The 18,507-nt window shown below is 51.0% G+C and carries 26 protein-coding genes; 4 read left to right on the top strand and 22 right to left on the bottom strand.

The features are described from left to right. Window positions 1-186: 186 nt before the first annotated feature. From bshC to NSQ22_RS05800, 7 genes are all read right to left on the bottom strand, one after another. A complete protein-coding gene (gene bshC, locus NSQ22_RS05830) occupies window positions 187-1,815 on the bottom strand; it encodes a bacillithiol biosynthesis cysteine-adding enzyme BshC (protein WP_081157219.1) in 1,629 nt (542 codons plus the stop codon). Between the two features lie 73 nt (window positions 1,816-1,888). Next, entirely contained in the window at window positions 1,889-2,275 is a 387-nt protein-coding gene (locus tag NSQ22_RS05825) for a DUF3397 domain-containing protein (RefSeq protein WP_339264307.1), read from the bottom strand. Beyond that, a complete protein-coding gene (locus NSQ22_RS05820; RefSeq protein ID WP_008878699.1) occupies window positions 2,268-3,158 on the bottom strand; it encodes a 2-dehydropantoate 2-reductase in 891 nt (296 codons plus the stop codon). Before NSQ22_RS05820 ends, NSQ22_RS05825 begins: the two co-directional genes overlap by 8 nt. Window positions 3,159-3,255: 97 nt before the next feature. After that, window positions 3,256-3,834: an RsfA family transcriptional regulator gene (locus tag NSQ22_RS05815; RefSeq protein WP_008878700.1), complete on the bottom strand. Its 579-nt coding sequence runs from the start codon at window positions 3,832-3,834 to the stop codon at window positions 3,256-3,258. Window positions 3,835-3,904: 70 nt separating this feature from the next. Further along, window positions 3,905-4,660, bottom strand: a complete 756-nt coding sequence (locus tag NSQ22_RS05810; protein WP_008878701.1) for an enoyl-CoA hydratase/isomerase family protein — start codon at window positions 4,658-4,660, stop codon at window positions 3,905-3,907. A gap of 156 nt (window positions 4,661-4,816) precedes the next feature. Beyond that, complete coding sequence (gene rpmF, locus NSQ22_RS05805) at window positions 4,817-4,990, bottom strand: 50S ribosomal protein L32 (protein ID WP_011230605.1); 174 nt, start codon at window positions 4,988-4,990, stop codon at window positions 4,817-4,819. Between the two features lie 149 nt (window positions 4,991-5,139). Next, window positions 5,140-5,682 carry a YceD family protein gene (locus NSQ22_RS05800; RefSeq protein WP_008878703.1) on the bottom strand — a complete coding sequence of 181 codons (543 nt, stop codon included), beginning with the start codon at window positions 5,680-5,682 and terminating at the stop codon, window positions 5,140-5,142. 348 nt (window positions 5,683-6,030) lie between these two features. Between NSQ22_RS05800 and NSQ22_RS05795 the strand changes: the two genes are divergently transcribed. Next, on the top strand, window positions 6,031-7,251 hold the full coding sequence (locus tag NSQ22_RS05795) for a nucleotidyltransferase (protein WP_011887093.1): 1,221 nt from the start codon (window positions 6,031-6,033) through the stop codon (window positions 7,249-7,251). Here the strand turns inward: NSQ22_RS05795 and NSQ22_RS05790 are convergent. Together NSQ22_RS05790 and NSQ22_RS05785 are read right to left on the bottom strand one after the other, a co-directional pair. Then, window positions 7,224-8,243, bottom strand: coding sequence for a SepM family pheromone-processing serine protease (locus tag NSQ22_RS05790; RefSeq protein ID WP_008878705.1), 1,020 nt, complete (start codon window positions 8,241-8,243; stop codon window positions 7,224-7,226). The genes NSQ22_RS05795 and NSQ22_RS05790 overlap by 28 nt on opposite strands. A gap of 5 nt (window positions 8,244-8,248) precedes the next feature. Continuing rightward, complete coding sequence (locus NSQ22_RS05785) at window positions 8,249-9,028, bottom strand: patatin-like phospholipase family protein (protein ID WP_008878706.1); 780 nt, start codon at window positions 9,026-9,028, stop codon at window positions 8,249-8,251. Between the two features lie 131 nt (window positions 9,029-9,159). Between NSQ22_RS05785 and ylbJ the strand changes: the two genes are divergently transcribed. Continuing rightward, window positions 9,160-10,395: a sporulation integral membrane protein YlbJ gene (gene ylbJ, locus NSQ22_RS05780; protein ID WP_008878707.1), complete on the top strand. Its 1,236-nt coding sequence runs from the start codon at window positions 9,160-9,162 to the stop codon at window positions 10,393-10,395. 123 nt (window positions 10,396-10,518) lie between these two features. On the opposite strand, the gene coaD is transcribed toward ylbJ, so the two are convergent. From coaD to NSQ22_RS05765, 3 genes are read right to left on the bottom strand one after another with little or no spacing between them, the layout of a single operon-like run. Continuing rightward, entirely contained in the window at window positions 10,519-11,013 is a 495-nt protein-coding gene (coaD, locus tag NSQ22_RS05775; protein WP_008878708.1) for a pantetheine-phosphate adenylyltransferase, read from the bottom strand. Next, window positions 10,979-11,587 carry a 16S rRNA (guanine(966)-N(2))-methyltransferase RsmD gene (gene rsmD / locus NSQ22_RS05770; protein WP_008878709.1) on the bottom strand — a complete coding sequence of 203 codons (609 nt, stop codon included), beginning with the start codon at window positions 11,585-11,587 and terminating at the stop codon, window positions 10,979-10,981. Before rsmD ends, coaD begins: the two co-directional genes overlap by 35 nt. Window positions 11,588-11,642: 55 nt before the next feature. Next, window positions 11,643-11,810, bottom strand: coding sequence for a hypothetical protein (locus NSQ22_RS05765; protein WP_190300625.1), 168 nt, complete (start codon window positions 11,808-11,810; stop codon window positions 11,643-11,645). Window positions 11,811-11,950: 140 nt separating this feature from the next. On the opposite strand from NSQ22_RS05765, the gene NSQ22_RS05760 reads away from it, so the two are divergent. Continuing rightward, window positions 11,951-12,340, top strand: a complete 390-nt coding sequence (locus NSQ22_RS05760) for a hypothetical protein (RefSeq protein WP_008878710.1) — start codon at window positions 11,951-11,953, stop codon at window positions 12,338-12,340. Window positions 12,341-12,392: 52 nt separating this feature from the next. Here the strand turns inward: NSQ22_RS05760 and NSQ22_RS05755 are convergent, their stop codons facing one another. From NSQ22_RS05755 to NSQ22_RS05725, 7 genes are all read right to left on the bottom strand, one after another. Beyond that, complete coding sequence (locus NSQ22_RS05755; RefSeq protein WP_008878711.1) at window positions 12,393-12,662, bottom strand: YlbG family protein; 270 nt, start codon at window positions 12,660-12,662, stop codon at window positions 12,393-12,395. Window positions 12,663-12,681: 19 nt separating this feature from the next. Beyond that, window positions 12,682-13,128: a YlbF family regulator gene (locus NSQ22_RS05750; RefSeq protein WP_008878712.1), complete on the bottom strand. Its 447-nt coding sequence runs from the start codon at window positions 13,126-13,128 to the stop codon at window positions 12,682-12,684. A 259-nt stretch (window positions 13,129-13,387) separates the two neighbouring features. Further along, window positions 13,388-13,759: a hypothetical protein gene (locus NSQ22_RS05745; RefSeq protein ID WP_008878713.1), complete on the bottom strand. Its 372-nt coding sequence runs from the start codon at window positions 13,757-13,759 to the stop codon at window positions 13,388-13,390. A gap of 40 nt (window positions 13,760-13,799) precedes the next feature. Continuing rightward, complete coding sequence (locus NSQ22_RS05740) at window positions 13,800-14,033, bottom strand: YlbE-like family protein (protein WP_008878714.1); 234 nt, start codon at window positions 14,031-14,033, stop codon at window positions 13,800-13,802. A 12-nt stretch (window positions 14,034-14,045) separates the two neighbouring features. Then, window positions 14,046-14,429, bottom strand: coding sequence for a YlbD family protein (locus tag NSQ22_RS05735; RefSeq protein WP_029760406.1), 384 nt, complete (start codon window positions 14,427-14,429; stop codon window positions 14,046-14,048). Between the two features lie 80 nt (window positions 14,430-14,509). Then, on the bottom strand, window positions 14,510-15,517 hold the full coding sequence (locus tag NSQ22_RS05730; protein WP_008878716.1) for a CAP domain-containing protein: 1,008 nt from the start codon (window positions 15,515-15,517) through the stop codon (window positions 14,510-14,512). Between the two features lie 127 nt (window positions 15,518-15,644). Next, a complete protein-coding gene (locus tag NSQ22_RS05725; protein WP_008878717.1) occupies window positions 15,645-16,070 on the bottom strand; it encodes a CBS domain-containing protein in 426 nt (141 codons plus the stop codon). Between the two features lie 174 nt (window positions 16,071-16,244). Here NSQ22_RS05725 and NSQ22_RS05720 point away from each other — a divergent pair, with 174 nt between their 5' ends. After that, window positions 16,245-16,604 (top strand): YugN family protein, encoded by a 360-nt coding sequence (locus NSQ22_RS05720; RefSeq protein WP_008878718.1) that lies wholly within the window; start codon window positions 16,245-16,247, stop codon window positions 16,602-16,604. 38 nt (window positions 16,605-16,642) lie between these two features. On the opposite strand, the gene NSQ22_RS05715 is transcribed toward NSQ22_RS05720, so the two are convergent. The 3 genes from NSQ22_RS05715 to ctaG all read right to left on the bottom strand — a co-directional run bounded on the left by NSQ22_RS05715 (window position 16,643) and on the right by ctaG (window position 18,418). Continuing rightward, window positions 16,643-16,936: an Asp23/Gls24 family envelope stress response protein gene (locus NSQ22_RS05715; RefSeq protein ID WP_008878719.1), complete on the bottom strand. Its 294-nt coding sequence runs from the start codon at window positions 16,934-16,936 to the stop codon at window positions 16,643-16,645. 76 nt (window positions 16,937-17,012) lie between these two features. Then, on the bottom strand, window positions 17,013-17,468 hold the full coding sequence (locus NSQ22_RS05710; RefSeq protein ID WP_008878720.1) for a DUF420 domain-containing protein: 456 nt from the start codon (window positions 17,466-17,468) through the stop codon (window positions 17,013-17,015). 47 nt (window positions 17,469-17,515) lie between these two features. Continuing rightward, window positions 17,516-18,418 carry a cytochrome c oxidase assembly factor CtaG gene (ctaG, locus tag NSQ22_RS05705; RefSeq protein ID WP_008878721.1) on the bottom strand — a complete coding sequence of 301 codons (903 nt, stop codon included), beginning with the start codon at window positions 18,416-18,418 and terminating at the stop codon, window positions 17,516-17,518. Window positions 18,419-18,507: the final 89 nt, after the last annotated feature.

Here is an 18,507-nt window from a genome sequence, read left to right as displayed (position 1 = left end):
TTTGTAAAAAAGCGTCCCTTTTTGTTTATTTTTGTCGGACAAAACCAATATGAACCATAATTTAAAAATCGATCCTTTACTTTTATTCCCATCCGATTTTGGTTGTTTTTTTACTATTCATTTCAAGAAAAAAAAAATCCTGCTCGAAACAGGATTTTTCTTTTCGACTTTTTCTTTGAAAAAGCCTTATATATATACAATTTTATGCATCCCGTTTCCCGGGTTGCTAATCGCTGAAAGTTTTTCTACAAAATCAAATCCGTAACGGTTCACATAGTAAAACACGTTCCAAACCCGCTCCTGAGGCGCCCCGTTCGGCCTCAGCGACGTTTCCACACGCCAAAATTTCCGCCATTCAACCTCATGTTTGCGTAGCAACGCCCGCTCCAACGTTTGCTGAAGAAACTCGATTTGTGCCTGAATGATGGCGGCATTTTTCGCCACTAATCCCTCTAATCCGCGGTCAATGGCCACGCCAAGCTCACGCAATGGCCGATGTGCCGCCTCAATATCAGCTTTCGCTTTGGCAAACGCCTCCGTCAGCGGCGCCTCAGCGGTTGCCTTGAGCCATTGCTGCTTTACCGCCTCGAGGCGCCCGGACAATACATCGGCCGCCTCAAGACCGATATCGACCAGATCCGTTTGCAGTGAACGGCTGACAAGCGTCGCCTGCAAACGCGGCACAACTGGCGGCATTTCCATTCCGAACAACGCAAACACTTCTTTCAATTCCGCCCAATAGGCAATCTCCCCAGGCCCGGCAATAAAGGCGAGCGTCGGCAGCAAATATTCTTGCATGAGCGGGCGGGTGACCACATTGTTGCTTAAACAGGCCGGCTTCGCTTCAGCGAGCTCGAGCAACTGTTGCTTCGTCAAGGCGACACTCCCCGTTTTATTGCGAAACAGCCCGCTTTCCTCATCATAGTGCAAAAGAGAGCGCTCACGGCCATCGTAATAAAACAAGTTGGCCGCATTCGGTGCGATCTCAATGAGCGGTGCATATCCAAGCGCGCGCAATGCCTCTTGCTGGGCCAGCACGGCTGACGTCACATCGCGATGGCGATCAATGAGCGCAGCAAAAAAACGGCGCTCAAGCGGGCGCACCGATGCATCGCCAGCGTTGAGAACGACTAAGCCGTCATCGGCAAACAAGCGCAGGACAATAGCGGCAAAAAAGTCAACAAACGTGCGGGAATCGTCCAGACACGCCGCGAGAAATGAAAGCAGTTCATTCGTCACATCCGTTTCCCCATATGTTTTGACGACGCGCTCAATCCACGCGTCAGCAAGCTGGCGATCGAGAGGGACATCGGCGGCCATCTGCTTTTCTTTCAATTTGTGCGGATACACCACTTTTTTTACTTCGCCGTCCTCTACGACATATACATGGTCGACTTCGGCGATGTCATGGTCTTCACCGGCAATCCAAAACAGCGGCACAACCGGTACACCAAGTTTTTGCTCCTGCTCTTTGGCAAGCCGGATTATCGTAATGATTTTATAAATTGTATAAAGCGGGCCGGTCAACAGTCCAGCTTGCTGCCCTCCGACGATGACAACACTGTTTTCATCGCGCAGCTTATCGATATTGTTCATCGTCGCCGCGCTGGCTGAAAAACGGCGGTGATAGGCTTGCAAGTAATCGGCCAGCCCATGTCGGTCATATGTCCTTGTTTGCAAGTGAATCAGACGCCGGCGAAACGCCTCATCATCGGTCCGTGCATAGCCAAACCCTTTTTCGGCTGGGAATGCACCGGTTATGTAATCAGCCGCCAACTTCGTTGTCGCCGGCAGCGGAACTTCTCGAACTTCCATGACGAAAACTCCCTTTCCTATGTATTCTTTCATGAGTATAGCATGTTCGGTGCAAAGAAAGAAAAATCATTGCTCAAAGGCTGGCGGCGACACGCACCATCATGCCATACACGAGCAGTCCGGCGTACAGGAAAGCAAAAATGAGAAAACACGCCCGCCAAAATAGACGGAACACCGCTGCTAGGCGAAAATCTGCCTTTTTCCGCCAATACCCGATCGCGATGGCGGCATGCAGTCCAAGCAAAAAGAGAAGGAGATGAATAAAATACGATTTTCCAAACAACACGGTCAGCAAAACATAGACGGCAGCAATAAAAAACGCGGTCGCAACGTTGACCGCGGCGTAAAATGCCGCCCGCTTCCGCCCCCCAAACAAACGCGCTCCCAAATAGACGAGCAAAAACAGGAAAAGCGGCAACGTCACAAATGTCGCCAGTATCGACGCGAGCCAATCACCCATCCGCGTTCCCCCCTTCTTTCCCCTTCAACGCGCAAAAGACAAAACGGACGAGCGGCAACGCCACCCCGCGCGCTTCCCCTTGCCTTAACACATAGCCTAAAATCGCATCGACTTCCGTTCGGCGCCCGTTTGCCACATCCATATACATTGACGAATAGTTGTCCGCCGTGCTTCGGCATATATGGACAATGCGTTGCCACGCCTGCTCGGCACTATGAAGCGGCAACACTTGTCTCACTTCATCAAACAACTGCGCCATCATGTCCCGATACGGCGCCACCTCAAGGAGTGCCCCGTTTTTTACCTGCAAGAGCGCCGTAAGCGGGTTGATGACCGCATTAACGATGAGCTTGTCGACAAGAACCCGCTCCCAATCATCCGCCCATTCAATTGGAAAATCACTGTCCCCAGACAATTCGGCGGCCATAGCAAGAGCTCCGTACAACGATGCGAGCGTTAACTTGCCAACCCCTGTATGTACTACCGTCCGGTCGTCAAGCTTCAGTGCGCCATGCTCTACGACACCGACGATGACGTTTTTATCAGCAAAAGCGGATAGCTTTTCAATGTGGCCCATGCCGTTTTGCAAAAACACAAGCGTGCGGACGCAGCGAAACGAATCGGGTTGTGCGCAAACAGCTGCGATATCATATTGTTTGACGGTCACGAACACAAGCGGCTCAACGAGCTCCGCCCCAGCAAACGGCTGCGCTCGAACCGCTACAACCTCTGTTTTCCCATCTTTTTTCAGCGCAACGCCACACTTGGCAAGCTGCTCAGCTTGAGACAAGCGTCTCGTATAAACTGTTACCTCGTGGCGCTGCCCGAGATAGGCAGCAAGTAGCAGTCCAACCGCCCCGCCGCCGACAATGCCAATGTTCATGCCTCTCCCCCGCTTTCTAGCACAGTCACGCTAGCCTTATTTTAGCAAATGTCTTCTTAGTCCGTTAAGAAAAAAAGCCGGCTAAAAAGCCAGCTTTTTATCCCTCACCGACACCCTCAGCTGCTGTTTGTTCCGCTTGTTTTTCCGATCCTGTCATCATTTTTCGCGCTCGCTCCATAATGGTGAGCAGGGTTTTATACTCCTCTTGAACAGCCGCCAGCTGTTTTTGCAGCGCTTCTTTTTCCATTTGTAATTTTGTAACCATTTGCTGCAGCTGTTCCATATCGTTTTTTAACGCCCGGTTTTCATCAGCTGTCCGTCGGATCTCGCGCGCCTTTTGCCCTTCAGCTTGCAAAAAGGCCAACACCTCCGCCCATGACAGCTTACTCTCAACCGCCGCTTCCATTTCCGGTTGCCCCCTGCCATCTTTTTCGGATGCCGTTTCTTTTTTTCTCGTTTTCCTCTCCTGTTTCGCCTGCTCAATTTCCTCTTTATACTGCTTGCGAACATATGAGTTCCAGCGAAATCCGCATGCCGCGGCCGTCCGCGACAAGCGCCGCCCTACTTCGGCAAACGCTTCCAGTTGGGTGCCGCCTGTACGAATATACTCAAGGACGACGTTAGCAAGCAGTTCATCCTCTTCTTTCGTCCATGCGTCTTGGCGTACTCCCGTCATCTCCTTCCCCTCCTTATTGCCGCTTTGTCATTATATGTATGCGGCTAATAGAAACGGTAGAAGGAAAAAATTACTTCTTGCGCAAAAAAGGACGCAATGCCTGTTCATGCTCAGCCGATCCCCAAAGCCCAGCACACCGATCGATTTCGGCGAAAAATTGCTCACGAAACCAAGTCATTCGCCATTTTTCGCCTGCCACAGCCTTATAGGCTTGCAAGACAGCAAGCGACCGCGCTGTATAGGGAGCAAGCCGCGCTTGCCACTGTTCACACCAACGATCCGCCGACAGAACCGCATCAGCCCAGCCGCACATTGCCATCTCCTCAGCCGCCATCGGCTCAGCGCGCAACAACAAGTCGAGTGCCCGCGCATACGGAAGCTTTTCAAACAGCATGGACGCGCCGCCCCAGCCGGTTGTAATACCAAGCCGGCCTTGAACGAACCCAATTCGACTCCCCTCCTTGACAAAGCGGAAATCACAGGCGGTCGCCAACTCGCAGCCCCCTCCCATTGCCGTTCCGTTGACAAGCGCTGCTGTCGGTTTCGGAAACGTCAGTAGTTTGTACAACAACTCCCCCATGCGCCTAAGCATTTGTTTTGCCTCCGCGCCGCGCAAATGTCCGAACTCTCTTAAATCGCCGCCGGAACAAAAGGCCTCGTCGCCGGCGCCGGTAATGGCAAACACTTTCACTTTGTCATCGGCCGCCGCTTGCTCCATTGCCTGTTCAAGGGCATGCATCACAGCAAAGTTGATCGCGTTGCGCCTTTCGGGGCGGCAAATCGTAAACAGCGCGATACCGTTATAATGCTCCACTATGGCTTCCATACCATGTCTCCCCTTTCGTATGATAAATTGGGCATGCATGCGCCGTTTTCCTGCCCCGTGACGAAAAAACGAGTCCACGGACAAAACGGCATTGTTTCCTCCATATAATAAAAAGGCTGCCCTATTTTCGGACAGCCTTTCGCGTGATGTCGGCGATTATTTGTTGACGACATCTCTTCCTTTGTACGTTCCGCATGCTTTGCAGACACGGTGCGCCAACTTCCATTCACCGCAGTTCGGGCATTGAACCATGCCTGGCACTTGCAGTTTAAAGTGTGTACGGCGCAGTCTTTTTCTCGTTTTCGATGTTCTTCTAAAAGGTACTGCCATCGTTCCCACCTCCTTGTCTGGCACATTCAGCTTATCGATGCCAGCAAGCGGGCGGCCGCTTGTTCGAGCCGCCCGTCGGCCGGCAAACAAGGCAGCTGCCGGACGGTGCGCATTTCGCCGGCGCCATCGACCGGCAACGCCGGTAAATGTCATTCCTTGTTTTTCTCTTCAAAAAACTTGGCCAACCCTGCTAGACGAGGATCGACTTTGTTCTCTGCTTGTTCTTCCATCGCCTTCTCCCATTGCTCTTCCGAGAGAACGTCCCATCCTTCCCCGTGCTGCGGCGCTCCGTCAGCGTCCGGATCATTAGCAATGAGTTGCAACGGGATTTCAAGCAAAATGAGTTCACGAATAATCGGATTCAAATCAATGGTTTCCCCGGTTACGACATGGATATCGTCGTCGGTTTCGACAAAGTCACCACCGTCGGCCAAAAACACTTCCGTTGTCTCGATGGAAAACGGATATTCCACATCAACGAGCGTCCGGGAACACGGCAATACCATCGTCCCTGACAGCGTCAAGTGAAACGTAAACTTTGTCGAACCGATGTCCGCTTTTCCTTGGACACGGACCAGTGAAATATCGCGGATCAACGTGTCGATTTGCTTTAAATCAGACACATCGATCGTCTCGTCAATCGTCATTTCCTTATGCTGAAAACGACGAAGCTGTTGAACCGTCCATTTCATATGATCACCTCAAGGCAACGAATAAAATTATACGTTCCGTTTCTATTTTTGTCAATGTTTTTTCTTTACAACCATACAGCCTTCAAAAAAGAGAAACAAAGCAAAAGGAAAGGCATACTCCCATCATTTCCAAATTTCACTGTTGGCATGCCCCTGTCTGTTGGCAACGGTGCAAAAGTCGACACCGCGCGGCTGCTTGTCAACGGTTATTTTGTAAACTTCCTCCCCATACTCACAGTTGAACTCTGCTACTGCTTATTCCATACTAGATTACATATAGGAGGTGTGGCCATTGATCAACAATCATTTTCATATCGGGCGGCATGTATTCTGTTGGGGAGAGCGGCCATGAAAGCCGTCGGCATCATCGTTGAATACAATCCGTTTCATAACGGCCATTGGCACCACTTGCAAGAGACGAAGGCAAAAACCGCGGCGGATTGCCTTATTGCCGTCATGAGCGGGAATTTCCTGCAACGCGGCGAACCGGCCATCGTTTCGAAATGGGCGCGGACGAAAATGGCGCTGGCGGCAGGCGTTGATATCGTCATCGAGCTGCCGTACGTATTCGCTGTCCAAGCGGCAGAACAATTTGCACACGGGGCGGTGCGGCTGCTTGATGCCCTCGGGTGCCAAGAACTTTGCTTTGGTAGCGAATCCGGGGACATTGCCGCCTTTTTGACTGCCGCCAAAACATGGTTTCAGCATAAGGAGAAGTTTGACTCCCTTGTCCGTTCTGAGCTTGCACGCGGGCAAAGCTTCCCGAAAGCGAACGCCGAGGCGTGGCGGCAGCTCGATTCCGATGCACTCGACTTATCCAAACCGAACAATGTGCTTGGATTTGCGTACGTAAAAGCGATTTGGCAAAACAAGCTGGCAATTGTGCCGCGTACCATCCCTCGTCTGGCGGCCGGATATCATGACGAATCGTTTTCCCACTCATCCATCGCCAGCGCGACCAGCTTGCGGAAAGTGCTCAGGCAAACAGGGCAGCTAGAACGAATCGCCGCGTACATCCCGTCCACCACCGCCGAACAGCTGCAGCAATACCGGCTGACGTACGGACGCTGGCATGATTGGGAGGCGTATTTTCCGCTGCTGAAATATCGTCTGCTGACATCCAGTGAAGAAGACCTACGCCGCATCGCCGGGGTGGAGGAAGGCATCGAATACCGGCTGAAGCAAAAAATTGTCAGCGCCGAAACGTTTGCTACTTTCATCGCCGCAACAAAAACGAAACGGTACACATGGACGAGACTGCAGCGCCTGTGCGTGCATGTGTTGACGAATTTCACAAAAGAGGAACAAAACAAGGCGGCCGCTCCGACGTACATCCGGCTGCTCGGTATGAATGAAACCGGACGCCGCTACTTGCAGCAGGTGAAAAAAGAGCTGGCATTGCCGCTCATTGCCAAAGCTGCCAAACTGAACGGCGATCCGCTGTATGAGCAAGAAAAAAGGGCGACAGCCGTCTACACTGCCGCCTTTCCTGAGCCGTTATACAGCGCCGCACTGAAGGAAGAATACGCGACGGCGCCCATTTACTTCTCCGGCATGGAACGCAAATAGCGGATCGCTTCGTCAAACGTATCCACCGGGACGATTTTCATTTTCGTCCCGATTTTTTTAGCCGTCCGTACTGCTTCGCGATAGTTCGACGACGGCGCACCATGTTCATTCGGAGCGAAGAACACATCTGCCCCTTCACGGTCAGCCGCCACGACTTTTTGCGCAATGCCGCCAATCGGACCCACTTCTCCATGAATGTCAATTGTTCCGGTGCCGGCGATTTTCCGTCCTTTCGTAATATCCTCATCGACAAGCTGATTATAAATTTCGAGTGAAAACATGAGTCCAGCCGACGGGCCGCCGATTTGTTCCGAATCGACTTCCACCGGTGGGTCGGTGCGGACGTCATAATCTGTCCTCAACGTGACACCAAGGCCGATTTGATTCGGATGGTGCGGAAACGGCTTCAGCACAAGCTCGGCTTCATGCTGCTTCCGGTCGCGGATAAACGTGACGCGAACACGATCGCCAGCTTGTTTTTCTCGAACGTAGCTCACGATTTGTTCTGACGTATTAATCGGCTGGCCGTCGATCGCAGCAATGCGGTCGCCGGCTTCTAGGCGCCCAGCTGCCGGCATATTAGGAAGGACACTCATCACGTACACGCCTTTCGCCTCATTCGTGACCGGCTTTCCGGCATGCTGGTAAGCCACGACGATCGCCGCCTCTTTCGACTGTTCCATCAACTCGAGCTGGCGCATCGTATATTCTTTATCGCTCTCCCCCTCCTGCTTAATCTCCTCCACCGGATGCAGCTCATAAAACGGGCGGATATGGGCGAGCAAGTAAGCGACAACGTTCGCGCGCCCCATGCGGACCGTCGTCAACATGAACGTTCCCTCATCACGGTCACCGTTTTCGACATGAACGAGCGGCTTTAAATATTGCGCACTTCCTGGCATCATCACATAATATGGCAGTTTCACAAAAAAGAGCAAAAAAGCGAGGACAGCGCCAAAGAAAAACGCTGCGATATACGTCCGTTTTTTCATTCGTGCTATGGCTCCTTCCACTGTTCGATCGCTTGGCGGATCGCTCCGATCTGTCTCCGCGCTTCTTCCTCACCGTGGGCGATAATTTCCTCAATATGTGTAAATGCCCGCGAGCTGTACCGCTCAACGCGCGGCCGGATCATCACGTCTGAGGCAAGCTGGCGGTAGGTGACGAGCTCGGCTTGCAAAACGTCGAGGCTCTGCCAGATGACATCAACAATCGATGTAATTTCCGCTTTCGTGTTAAGCGGGGCGACATCGACGGCGATGACAATATCCGCCCCCATCGCCCGGGCGACCGACACCGGCACCCGGTCGACGACACCACCGTCGACAAGCAGTCTCCCGTCCATCTCAGCCGGCACAAAAATGCCGGGAATCGAAATGCTTGCCCGCACCGCCTGTGCCGCTTCCCCTTGTCGAAAGACGACTTTTTCCCCCGTCTGCAAATCGGCGGCGACAACCGCCACCGGTGGAGAAAGATCCTCGATTCGCTTCCCTTTCGTCAACAAACGGATGAACTCAGTGATACGTTCGCCGGCAATTAATCCCATTTTCGGTACTGTCCAATCAAGAAAATCGTTGCGCCGAAACGATTTAGCGAGCCGATAAAGCCGGTTGAGGCCGTGGCCGCTCGCATAAAGGACAGCAACCAGCGCACCGATGCTGCTGCCGGCTAAGTAGGACACCGGAATGTCTTCCTGCTCCAATACTTTCAATACACCAAGATGGGCAAACCCGCGCGCTCCTCCCGAGCCAAGCGCCAATCCGACTTTCGGCGGCACAATCCTTCCCTCCTTCGCTGCGGTGTTCCCCGCTTTCATCTTATGGTCTAAAATGTCCCCCTATGCTCGTATATTAGGTTATATGAGGTTGTACCGCAAAAAGCCGAACAGCGAGAAAAGGGGGGAGAACGTTGAAACGAAACTGGGGAACCAAACTGAAAACGGTACTGCTCGCTTCCACTGTCACCCTATTTGCGTTTTCGCTCATTTGTTACCCGAAACAGTCGCTTGAAGCGTCCATTCGCGGTTTGAATATGTGGTGGGAAGTCGTTTTTCCATCGCTGTTGCCGTTTTTCATCATCTCAGAGCTGCTGATTAGCTTTGGCGTCGTCAGCTTTCTCGGCGTCCTGCTTGAACCGCTGATGCGCCCGTTGTTTCGTGTCCCAGGCGTTGGCGGGTTTGCCTGGGCGATGGGAATGGCGTCCGGCTATCCGTCCGGAGCCAAATTAACCGCCCGCCTGTACCAAGAAAAGCAACTATCGACCATTGAAGCTGAGCGGCTCGCTTCCTTCACTAATTCGTCGAACCCGCTGTTCATTTTTGGTGCTGTCTCGGCTGGATTTTTCAATAATCCACATCTTGGGCTTGTGTTGGCCATTTCCCATTATTTAGGGAACATTAGCGTTGGATTGATCATGCGCTTTCACGGCATCCGAAAAGAGAAAGGGAAGCCAAAGCGAAGCCCTCGCCCGTTTTCACTTCCGTACGCGTTGCGCACGTTGCACCAAACGAGGTTAAAAAACGAACAGCCGCTTGGCAAACTGCTCGGCGACGCTGTCCGTTCTTCCGTTCAAACGCTGTTAATGATCGGCGGTTTTATTATTCTCTTTTCTGTCGTCAACAAACTGTTGTACATGATGCACTTGACTGAACAGTTTGCTCCGCTGCTACGTCAGCTGCTCCGCCTCACCCAGCTGCCGGAGCAGTTTGACATCCCGGTGTTTTCCGGCTTATTTGAAATTACGCTTGGCAGTCAAATGATCAGCCAAACAGAAGAGGCCTCGCTGCTTGAAAAAGCGGTGGCGACAAGCTTCATCCTCGCTTTCGGCGGCTTTTCCGTTCAAGCGCAAGTCGCCAGCATCCTTGCTGAGGCCAACATTCGCTTCCAGCCATTTTTCATCGCCCGTCTGATGCACGGGGTGTTCGCAGCTTTATTTACATACTTGCTCTGGAAGCCGCTGTATGTACAGACAGCTAGCGGAGAGCCAGACAGTATTCCGACGTTTCTTCCCATCCCCCCGGACAACGCTTGGGACGAAGTCTGGCAACTGCTGCAACAATATGGACCGCTAGTAACACTGCTCTTTCTTTGCCTTTATATATGGCTGACCGCCAAAACGACCAATGGAACCCGCGGGCGCTTATAACCGTTAGGCGCCCGGTCTTTGGGGCCATCCGGTGAGCCAAGTCCACACTGTTTATGTTTTCATTATCAGCCAACTCCAAAGCCGTATTTCAGTTGCCGAGCGGGCACTGTTCCATCTTGGCTGTCAATCGGCAACTGCAGACGCAAATTTCCGCTTTAGCGCCGCTTCAACGACCGGGGGAACGAGCTCAGAAATGTCGCCATTATATTTCGCAACCTCTTTGACGATACTTGAGCTTAAAAATGCATACTGACTGTTTGTCATCATAAAAAACGTTTCAATGTTCTCATCGAGGACACGGTTCATCGACGTAATTTGCATTTCATACTCAAAATCAGACACGGCACGCAAGCCGCGCAAAATGGCGTTCGCCTTTTTGCTTCGGGCATAATCAACAAGCAGACCGTGGAACGATTCCACATGGACGTTATCGAGCGTCCGCGTCACCTCACGCAGCAACTCCATCCGCTCCTCGACGGTAAACAACGGCTTTTTCGATGAGTTGTTTAACACCGCAACATAAACTTGGTCAAACACTTTCGCCCCCCGCTTAATAATATCCAAATGCCCGTATGTCACAGGGTCAAAGCTCCCCGGGCAAACGGCAATGCTCGCCATCGCTTTCGTCCCCTTTCTGTTCGTCTATCCGGCGATAAATGGTGATGCCGGTAATGCCATACGTTTCCCGTTTCCATTGCTTTAAGTTGCCGACTTCTTCCGGCAGCTCGACCTCAGCCAGATGTTCGGCAACGACAACGCCATTCGCCTTCAGCAGGCCATGCTCGACAATGAATGATAAAAGCGTCAGCCACTTTTTCTCTTTGTAGGGCGGATCAAGAAAAATGACAGAGAAACGCAAGCCGCGCTTCGCAACCGCCTTTAATGCCCGCCCGGCATCATTGCGGTAAATTTCCGCCCGTTTCTCAAGCCCGCAGGCAGCAACGTTTTTTCGAACCGTTTGCACTGCCTTCGTATCATGATCGACAAAAATGACACGCTCGAGCCCTCGACTGAGCGCTTCGATGCCCAACCCACCGCTGCCGGCGAACAAATCAAGACCGATGCCGTCCGTAAAATACGGCCCGATCATATTGAAAATCGCCTCTTTTACTTTATCGGTCGTCGGACGCGTCGACATCCCTGGAACCGCTTGCAGATGCCGACCTTTGCACATTCCAGAAATGACTCTCATCGCGTTCACCTAATTCGTTGTTTTCATCGTAATCTTACCATAAAGTTGGTCATCGTCAAACCGAAGAATTTTTTATCCGCCGATGTATAAGAATCGGCAAACCGTCCATAATGAGTAATGGCAACATCGTTAATGGCGTTGTTGCCAATGACGGAGAAGACTTACGTTTCCCCATAAGTTCTTCCTCCGGTTTCTCCTCTCCCTTTTCTTTTTTTCTTTCCATCCCTTGTTCCGCACTAGGCGGAGACAAGGAATTGGAAAGAGCCTTGCGGATCGTTTTGTCCGCAAGGTTTTTTTTGATTGCAATTTCTGACGATGGCCGGTAAAGTTAAGGATGGACGATGATTGCAAGGGGGACAACATATGATCCAACGTTTTATCGAACTTGGCGAAGGTTATTCCGATATATATGAATTGATTGAGCTGGCGCGGGCTAATCGCCATCGCTTATCCGGCTTTTTTGCTTTCCATACAGTGAAAAAAGAGCAGCCCGTCGTCTCCTTGGTTGTTGTTCTTCGCCCAACAGATCCGGGCGACTTTCAGCCGCTTTATATTTGCCGTGAAGGCATTCCCGATCCATCCGTCAAGCCGAACAAACGGTACGAACTATTCGAAGAAACGGTGAAAGAGCTTGGCGAAACCATCATCCATCTCGATGTCAAGCCATCGACAATGTTCGCTGACCTTGACCTATACTATCAGCACTTAATCGGCATTATGCGGATGAATCGCTTCATTCCGCCGCTTCAATAGTGAAAAAAGAGCAGGCCCGCTGCTGATACCAGCTAGGGCCCGCTCTTTTCTCTCATCCAAGCGGATACGGGGAGTCTTTTTCTTTCTCCCCTTTCGATTCAAACTCTAACCTTAAAAACGGTCGGTACGACGGCTCGACCCGCTTGACAAACGGGAGTGCGGCAAGTTTTTTCATCACATGGTCAACTTGTTCCATATCGCAGTAAAGAACTGCATACTTCAGCCGCTTGGAAATGTAATGAATGTTGCCGAACTTGCGCAGCTGTTTCCCATATTTCAGCGAATGAAGCCAAACGATAATCCCTTGCCGTTTTGGAAACATAGTCCCTTCCCCTTTTTTTCTATGTGCGGCAACCGCAGCTCCCACCGCTCCCGCAACCGCCGGAACAGCCGGCCGACAAAAAATACGGATTCCCGGTCGGCACTTTCACATGTTCCGATACGGCCTTGCCAATCAGTACGCTAATATCGTCAAGCAGTTGCTGCAGCGCCTTTTCCGCTTCTTTAAAGGCGGCAACCGTTCCGTGCAAATCGAGCTCCCGTTTCGCTTCCCGCACTTCTTTCATCACATCGCGGTAATCGGGATGATATTTGCCGAATCGCTGCACTTCCTCGTATCGTTCCTTCAACTGAACGAAGCGGGCAATCAGCTGTTGAGCACGGTGGTCTTGCTTGAGCCGCCAAAACGCGCGACGATAGTCGGCCGCCACATCTGACTCAACAACCATTTTCGCTAACGCTTCCGCTTTATCCAAAATCTCGATGCGCTCGAGAGTAGCAATCCTCACAAATCTGGCACCTCCATTATTCATCATACCATGAATGAAAGAAAAATGGAAAGCGGAGAGATGTCAGAGGGGAGGATGGCCAAAAAAGATTATGTAAAAACTGGAAATCATTGAGTAAAATAATATAAGGTTGATAAACATCACTGATGCTCGTACACCTTCACGCTTAAGAGCAAAAGGCCCCTTTCGTGAATATGCCAAAAAGCGCATAAAAACGAGGCGGGAGCGACTCTTGCCCAAAGCCGCCACCCGCCATTTGTTACGGAATATCCACATCAAATTCATGCGTCATGCCAGTCACCTTTCCATCGTTGTAAACGAGTTCAAGGCGAATGACATGCTTTCCACTCGGCAGACCGCGCACGATAAACGCAGCGGTATATACTTCCGTTACCTTTTGTTCGTTGACATAGACGTTAATATGACCACCGCCGTTTCCTTTGCGAAACGGAAACTGAGCGGCAAAACATTCAATGAGAACGTCATTCCCTTGCACCTGATGCTTTACTTCCAATAGGCCGCCCGCGGATGGTTCATGAAGGGCGGCTGATGTTGCCGCCGGCCCGCCGATGGCAGGCACCAATAGCAGCATCACACACCCAAGCCATACAAGCCATTTCGGCAAAGACATCACTCCCTTTTAGGGCTAGTCTTTGCTGTTTGCTGTTAAATTAGTCACGCAACGCTTTGAACATTTGCCACATGAGCGATGCCATTTGCAGGGATTGGGCAATTTTTTCTACCTTATCGGGAATCGTTTGCTCGTAATGGCGCAAAGCAGCCAACTGAAGCGTCGACAGCTCATGCGGGCGGCGGGCAAGCAGCCGATACCATCGGGGCTGTTCGCGCAAAAACGCACGCAACATCGGGTTTGCCTGTATATATTGCCATACGTCCTTTCTCATCGCCACCACCCTTTAGTCTTTGCGGAAAGAAAACGGATGCTCCTCTTTGTTCGGGCGCTGCGATCCAGCCCCTTGAAATTCAGAAAGAATGCTTTGAATGGCAGTGATCGCCTGTTGGACGTTCGCTAAATGTTTTTGCACCTCTTCCGCATCGAGCTGTCCGAGCATTGCAGCTAGCTTATCAAGCCATGTGTTTGTTCCTTTTTCCTCCTCTTTCTCCTTGCGGCTTGCTTCACGATACGGATCCCATATTTCATCGTCCTCCCCGAACAAATACCAATCCTCATACACTTGCTTCCACGTCTTTTTGCCGCTGCGCACCTCTTGGACAAGTTTCGGATGTTTTTTCACAAACTGTTTGAATTGCTCAACAGAAGGATGCAGAGGCTTGGCCATGGCGGTTCTCATCCCTTTCATCCACTCATGCCTATCTGCCATATCATATCGCACCCAGCAAGCGAACGTGCGCCCAATTTTTACAGTGGGGTAAAGAAGTTTTGCGTGTAATAATCCTCATAGACGCCGACACCAAGGTAAGTAAATTCTTCGTTTAGCATAACTTCCCGATGTTTCTCGCTGTTGAGCCATCCGATGGTCGCCTCCACACCATCCACCTGATGAGCAGCGATATTTTCCCCAGCCAATTGGAAAGAAATATTAAGAACGCCCAACCGTTGGGATAAATCCCCATATTGCGGCGATTCATGGGAGAAAAATTGGTTGTCATGCATGTCCCGGCTATGCTTGGCGGCGGCGGTGGCCGCTTGGTCATCCCACATAAGGGAAGAAAGCCCATAGCGGTGACGGAGCAAATTCGTCCAGTCAAAAATTTGTTTCGCATTGGCCGCATCCACATTTCGTTGCTCTTCTTCCGACAAAGGAGCAACCGTGGGGAGGCGGCCGCGGTAAACAAGCTCGTACGGCTGCAGCTTAACGAACGTTTCCGCATCCATCAGACGAACGGCTGCTACGCTGCCGGTAAAGCGATCGATGTACAGCTGGGCATAAGCATCGCCAACTTTGACGACCGGCCTTGATGAATAATCTTGTTCGGACAGCTCAAACCGATACGTCCCGCTGCTTAGCTTAATTTCAATGTTCGATAAGACCGGCATCGTTTGAAAAATCGTCTGCAGGCGCTGACCGACTGCAAACGGCTCGACGTTCACCTTTTCCCCGCCAACCAAAGCGGTAACGACCTTGCCATGAAGCACGCCGATTTGCACGTACGATTCCGAATGGCGGCTGTACACCCACCAATCATAGCCATAGGCGGAGGGATCGATCCGCTCTGGCTCGCCAAGCTGTTTTTTCGCTTCTTGCGCCGGTCGACCGATTAAAGAGACAATGCCAGCGGTCGCCTTCGGCTCTGTCAACACATGACCGTCTGTCTTCGGCTGTTCCACGGGACTTGGGGGCGGCGGGCTCGGTGCAAAGTAATAAAACCCGATCAAGAATAACAAAAAAAGGAAGAACCATCTCACAAAGCAACTCCCGCTTTCTACACAATATCCTTACTGTCATTATAGCCGTTTTTCAAAGCCAAAAAAAAGAGGACGCCCAAAAAGAGCGTCTTGTCTCGTTAAAAGAAGCGATGCCTTGTCTGATTGGCTAATGGACGCTATGTTGTTCGGAAATCTCGCTCAGCGCACGGCCGGCGCTTTCGTCGGAATAGCGGTTCGTCGCCAAATCACCAAGCGCCACAATGCCGACTAAACGGCCATTTTCAACGACGGGGAGCCGGCGAATTTGATGGCGCGCCATCATGTCTGCCGCCTTTTGCACCGAATCATCAGGGGATAGCGTTACAAGATCACGGCTCATCACTTCCGTCACCGCCGTCGAGCCGGGGTGCTTTTCCGCTATACCGCGTACGACTAAATCGCGGTCAGTGATCATTCCAACCAAGTGGCCATCATCGACGATGGGGATGGCCCCAACATCAAATTCACGCATTTTCACGGCTACTTCATAAATGTTGTCGAGCGGGGTGCAATATTGTATATCAGTGGACATAACGTCCCGTACTGTTTGCATTGTCCGTCTCTCCTTTCTGCTTGTTATTGTGTGCCCGAAACGAGAAAAAATGCACCTAAAACAAAAACAATGGCAAACAATTCGTTGAAAAGCAAACCGTTTTCGTACTATTATAAATGAGGGGATGATTTCCTTTTTGGCGCTCTACATACTGCGTTGTTAGGAGGAAGACAGATGAAATTTGAAAATAGCGGACTCGAAAATCAGACAGTTGAACTGTCCCGCCTTGATGACATCATGAAAAGCCTCGGTTTTGTACGCGCGGCGCAATGGGATTATGAGCGGGTCACGTACGACCGGAAATATGTGATTAAGGAAGGGACATATTATTTGCGCGTTCAAGGATACGCGGTCGAGGGAGATGTCGATTCGCGCTATGCCCTCATTAAGTTGCTCACGCCGATTTTAGGGAAACATTACTATCCGCACGGCGTCGAATATGGCGAGGATGAACATTTCCCATCTTCCCTTGTCAGCCAATGCCAAAAACTATTATCGCAAATCAAAAGCGAACTCGAGAAAGTCAAGGAGTAATGAAAAAACGCATGAGAGCTGATTTCTCATGCGTTTTTTCACGGCATCACAAGCCGCTTGACCGTGACATCAATGGCCTCAGCCACGTACGGTGTCATGGCGGCAATCTCCTCAGCAATTTGCTGTTGCAGCTCGCGGCAAACAGCGAGCACCGGCGCCCCGTACCGGATGGACAGCTTCACGGTGATGCGGCATCGGCCTCTTTGGGAGACAGTCACGAGCACTTCACAATCATCGGGCAACACTTCTTCCCACTCGCGCACACACATCATGACAATCGTCAGCAGCGTCGCTTCCACGGCGCTCCGCTTCCGGTATCGCAACGTATTCACCGCACTCCCCTCCCGCTGCGCATTCTCTGCTTATGCTTATGCTATGCGGGGCCGGCAGCCGGCGCTACTCGGCCAGCTAAAAGCCCAATACGGCTTTAATGAGCGATGTCGTCTGTCCCCCCGGATAAAGCACATAAAGCAACCAGTAGACAACAACCCCGGTTGAGGCGCTGCCAAACCAAATGATGCTTGTCACTGGACCGAGACGGCGGTGGCGGGACCGATTATCTTTTAAGCCGCTCCAAATCGTCACAAGGCCAAACACTGCCCCAATCGTCGCTAAAACAATATGGAAAAAGAGGAATGCGGTATAATACACCTTGACGTCCTCTGGTCCACCAAAGCTCGTATTGCCAATAAACAACGTCCGCGACATATAAATGACAAAAAACAAAAGCGCAAAGACAGCAGCGGCCAACATCACCTTTTTATGCGCTTCCGTCCGCCTGCGGCTGATCAAGTACCAACCGTAAGCGACAAGCAGGGCGCTGATCACAATGCAACTCGTGCTGATCGTCGGTAACATCTCCATGGCTTCTCTTCCCTTCCCTTCGTCTCTTCTTTACGATGAACGGCACGTTACAGTTTCGTCGGCCGTGGCGTCATATCCATGCTCGGTTCTTTTTCCCGCTCCTTCTGATACCACTCTCTAAAAACAAAGAACAGCATAGTCCCATACACAATTTCTTGAATAATTTTCATCAATATCCCACCAAGCTGCTGATCATGAAGCGGGGACATCGACAAAAACATTTGCGGTCCGGTCAAATCAAGCGAAGCTAATATTCCTTGCGGCACGCAAAGCGCCAACCCGGTCATCCATGCTTCTGGATCTGTGTACGTCTCATAAAGCGGGGTGCCTGCAAAGATAATGAGCGCACAAGCCGGTGTAAGCAGCATGCCGTCAGCAAAAATATATCCCATTTTTTTTAATCCTGATAATGTCGTCCAGCCCGAAAGTTTATTAACAAGCGCCCACCACATGAAAAAAGCTGCAATGAAAATGACCGTTGTGACAAAAGCATGCAAAAACATATTCGTTTTCACGACATCAAACACCATTGGAACATGGTACAACGAAAATAAACCATTAAACAAAAACAAAGACACGATCGGTTTTGTCAACAGCTGAAACGAACGGCGCACGATTGCAATGCGGAATATCCGCTCATAAAACGGCGCTGGAATTCCTAAAATAAAACATTGTGGCACCAGTAAATAAAGCAGAGCCATTTGCACCATATGGGCGGTAAACGTTAAATGCCCCATCAAATCGAGCGGGGAGCCTTTGCATACGTAAAGAAGAACAATTCCTGTCAAAAAGTACGCTCTTTGCTTTCTCGAAACAGGAACATCAAGACCAAACCGCTGCCGCCACGGTCCGGTAGCTGCGAGATATAATACGGCAATAGTCAGCAATGCCAACAGAAAAAACGGACTCCAAAGCGCAACTGTGCCAAACATTTGCAGCGATTGAAACATAGGAATCTCCTCCTGCTTTGTCCTTTTCCCATTATACTACATGCGGCAGGATAACAGCTATTAAAAAAGGGAAACCGGCATCCATACCG

Source organism: Geobacillus sp. FSL K6-3411 (assembly GCF_037965715.1).
Lineage (GTDB): Bacteria > Bacillota > Bacilli > Bacillales > Anoxybacillaceae > Geobacillus > Geobacillus thermodenitrificans.
The sequence above is the reverse complement of the archived record's forward strand: the minus strand, read 5'-3'. Positions and strand labels throughout refer to the sequence as shown.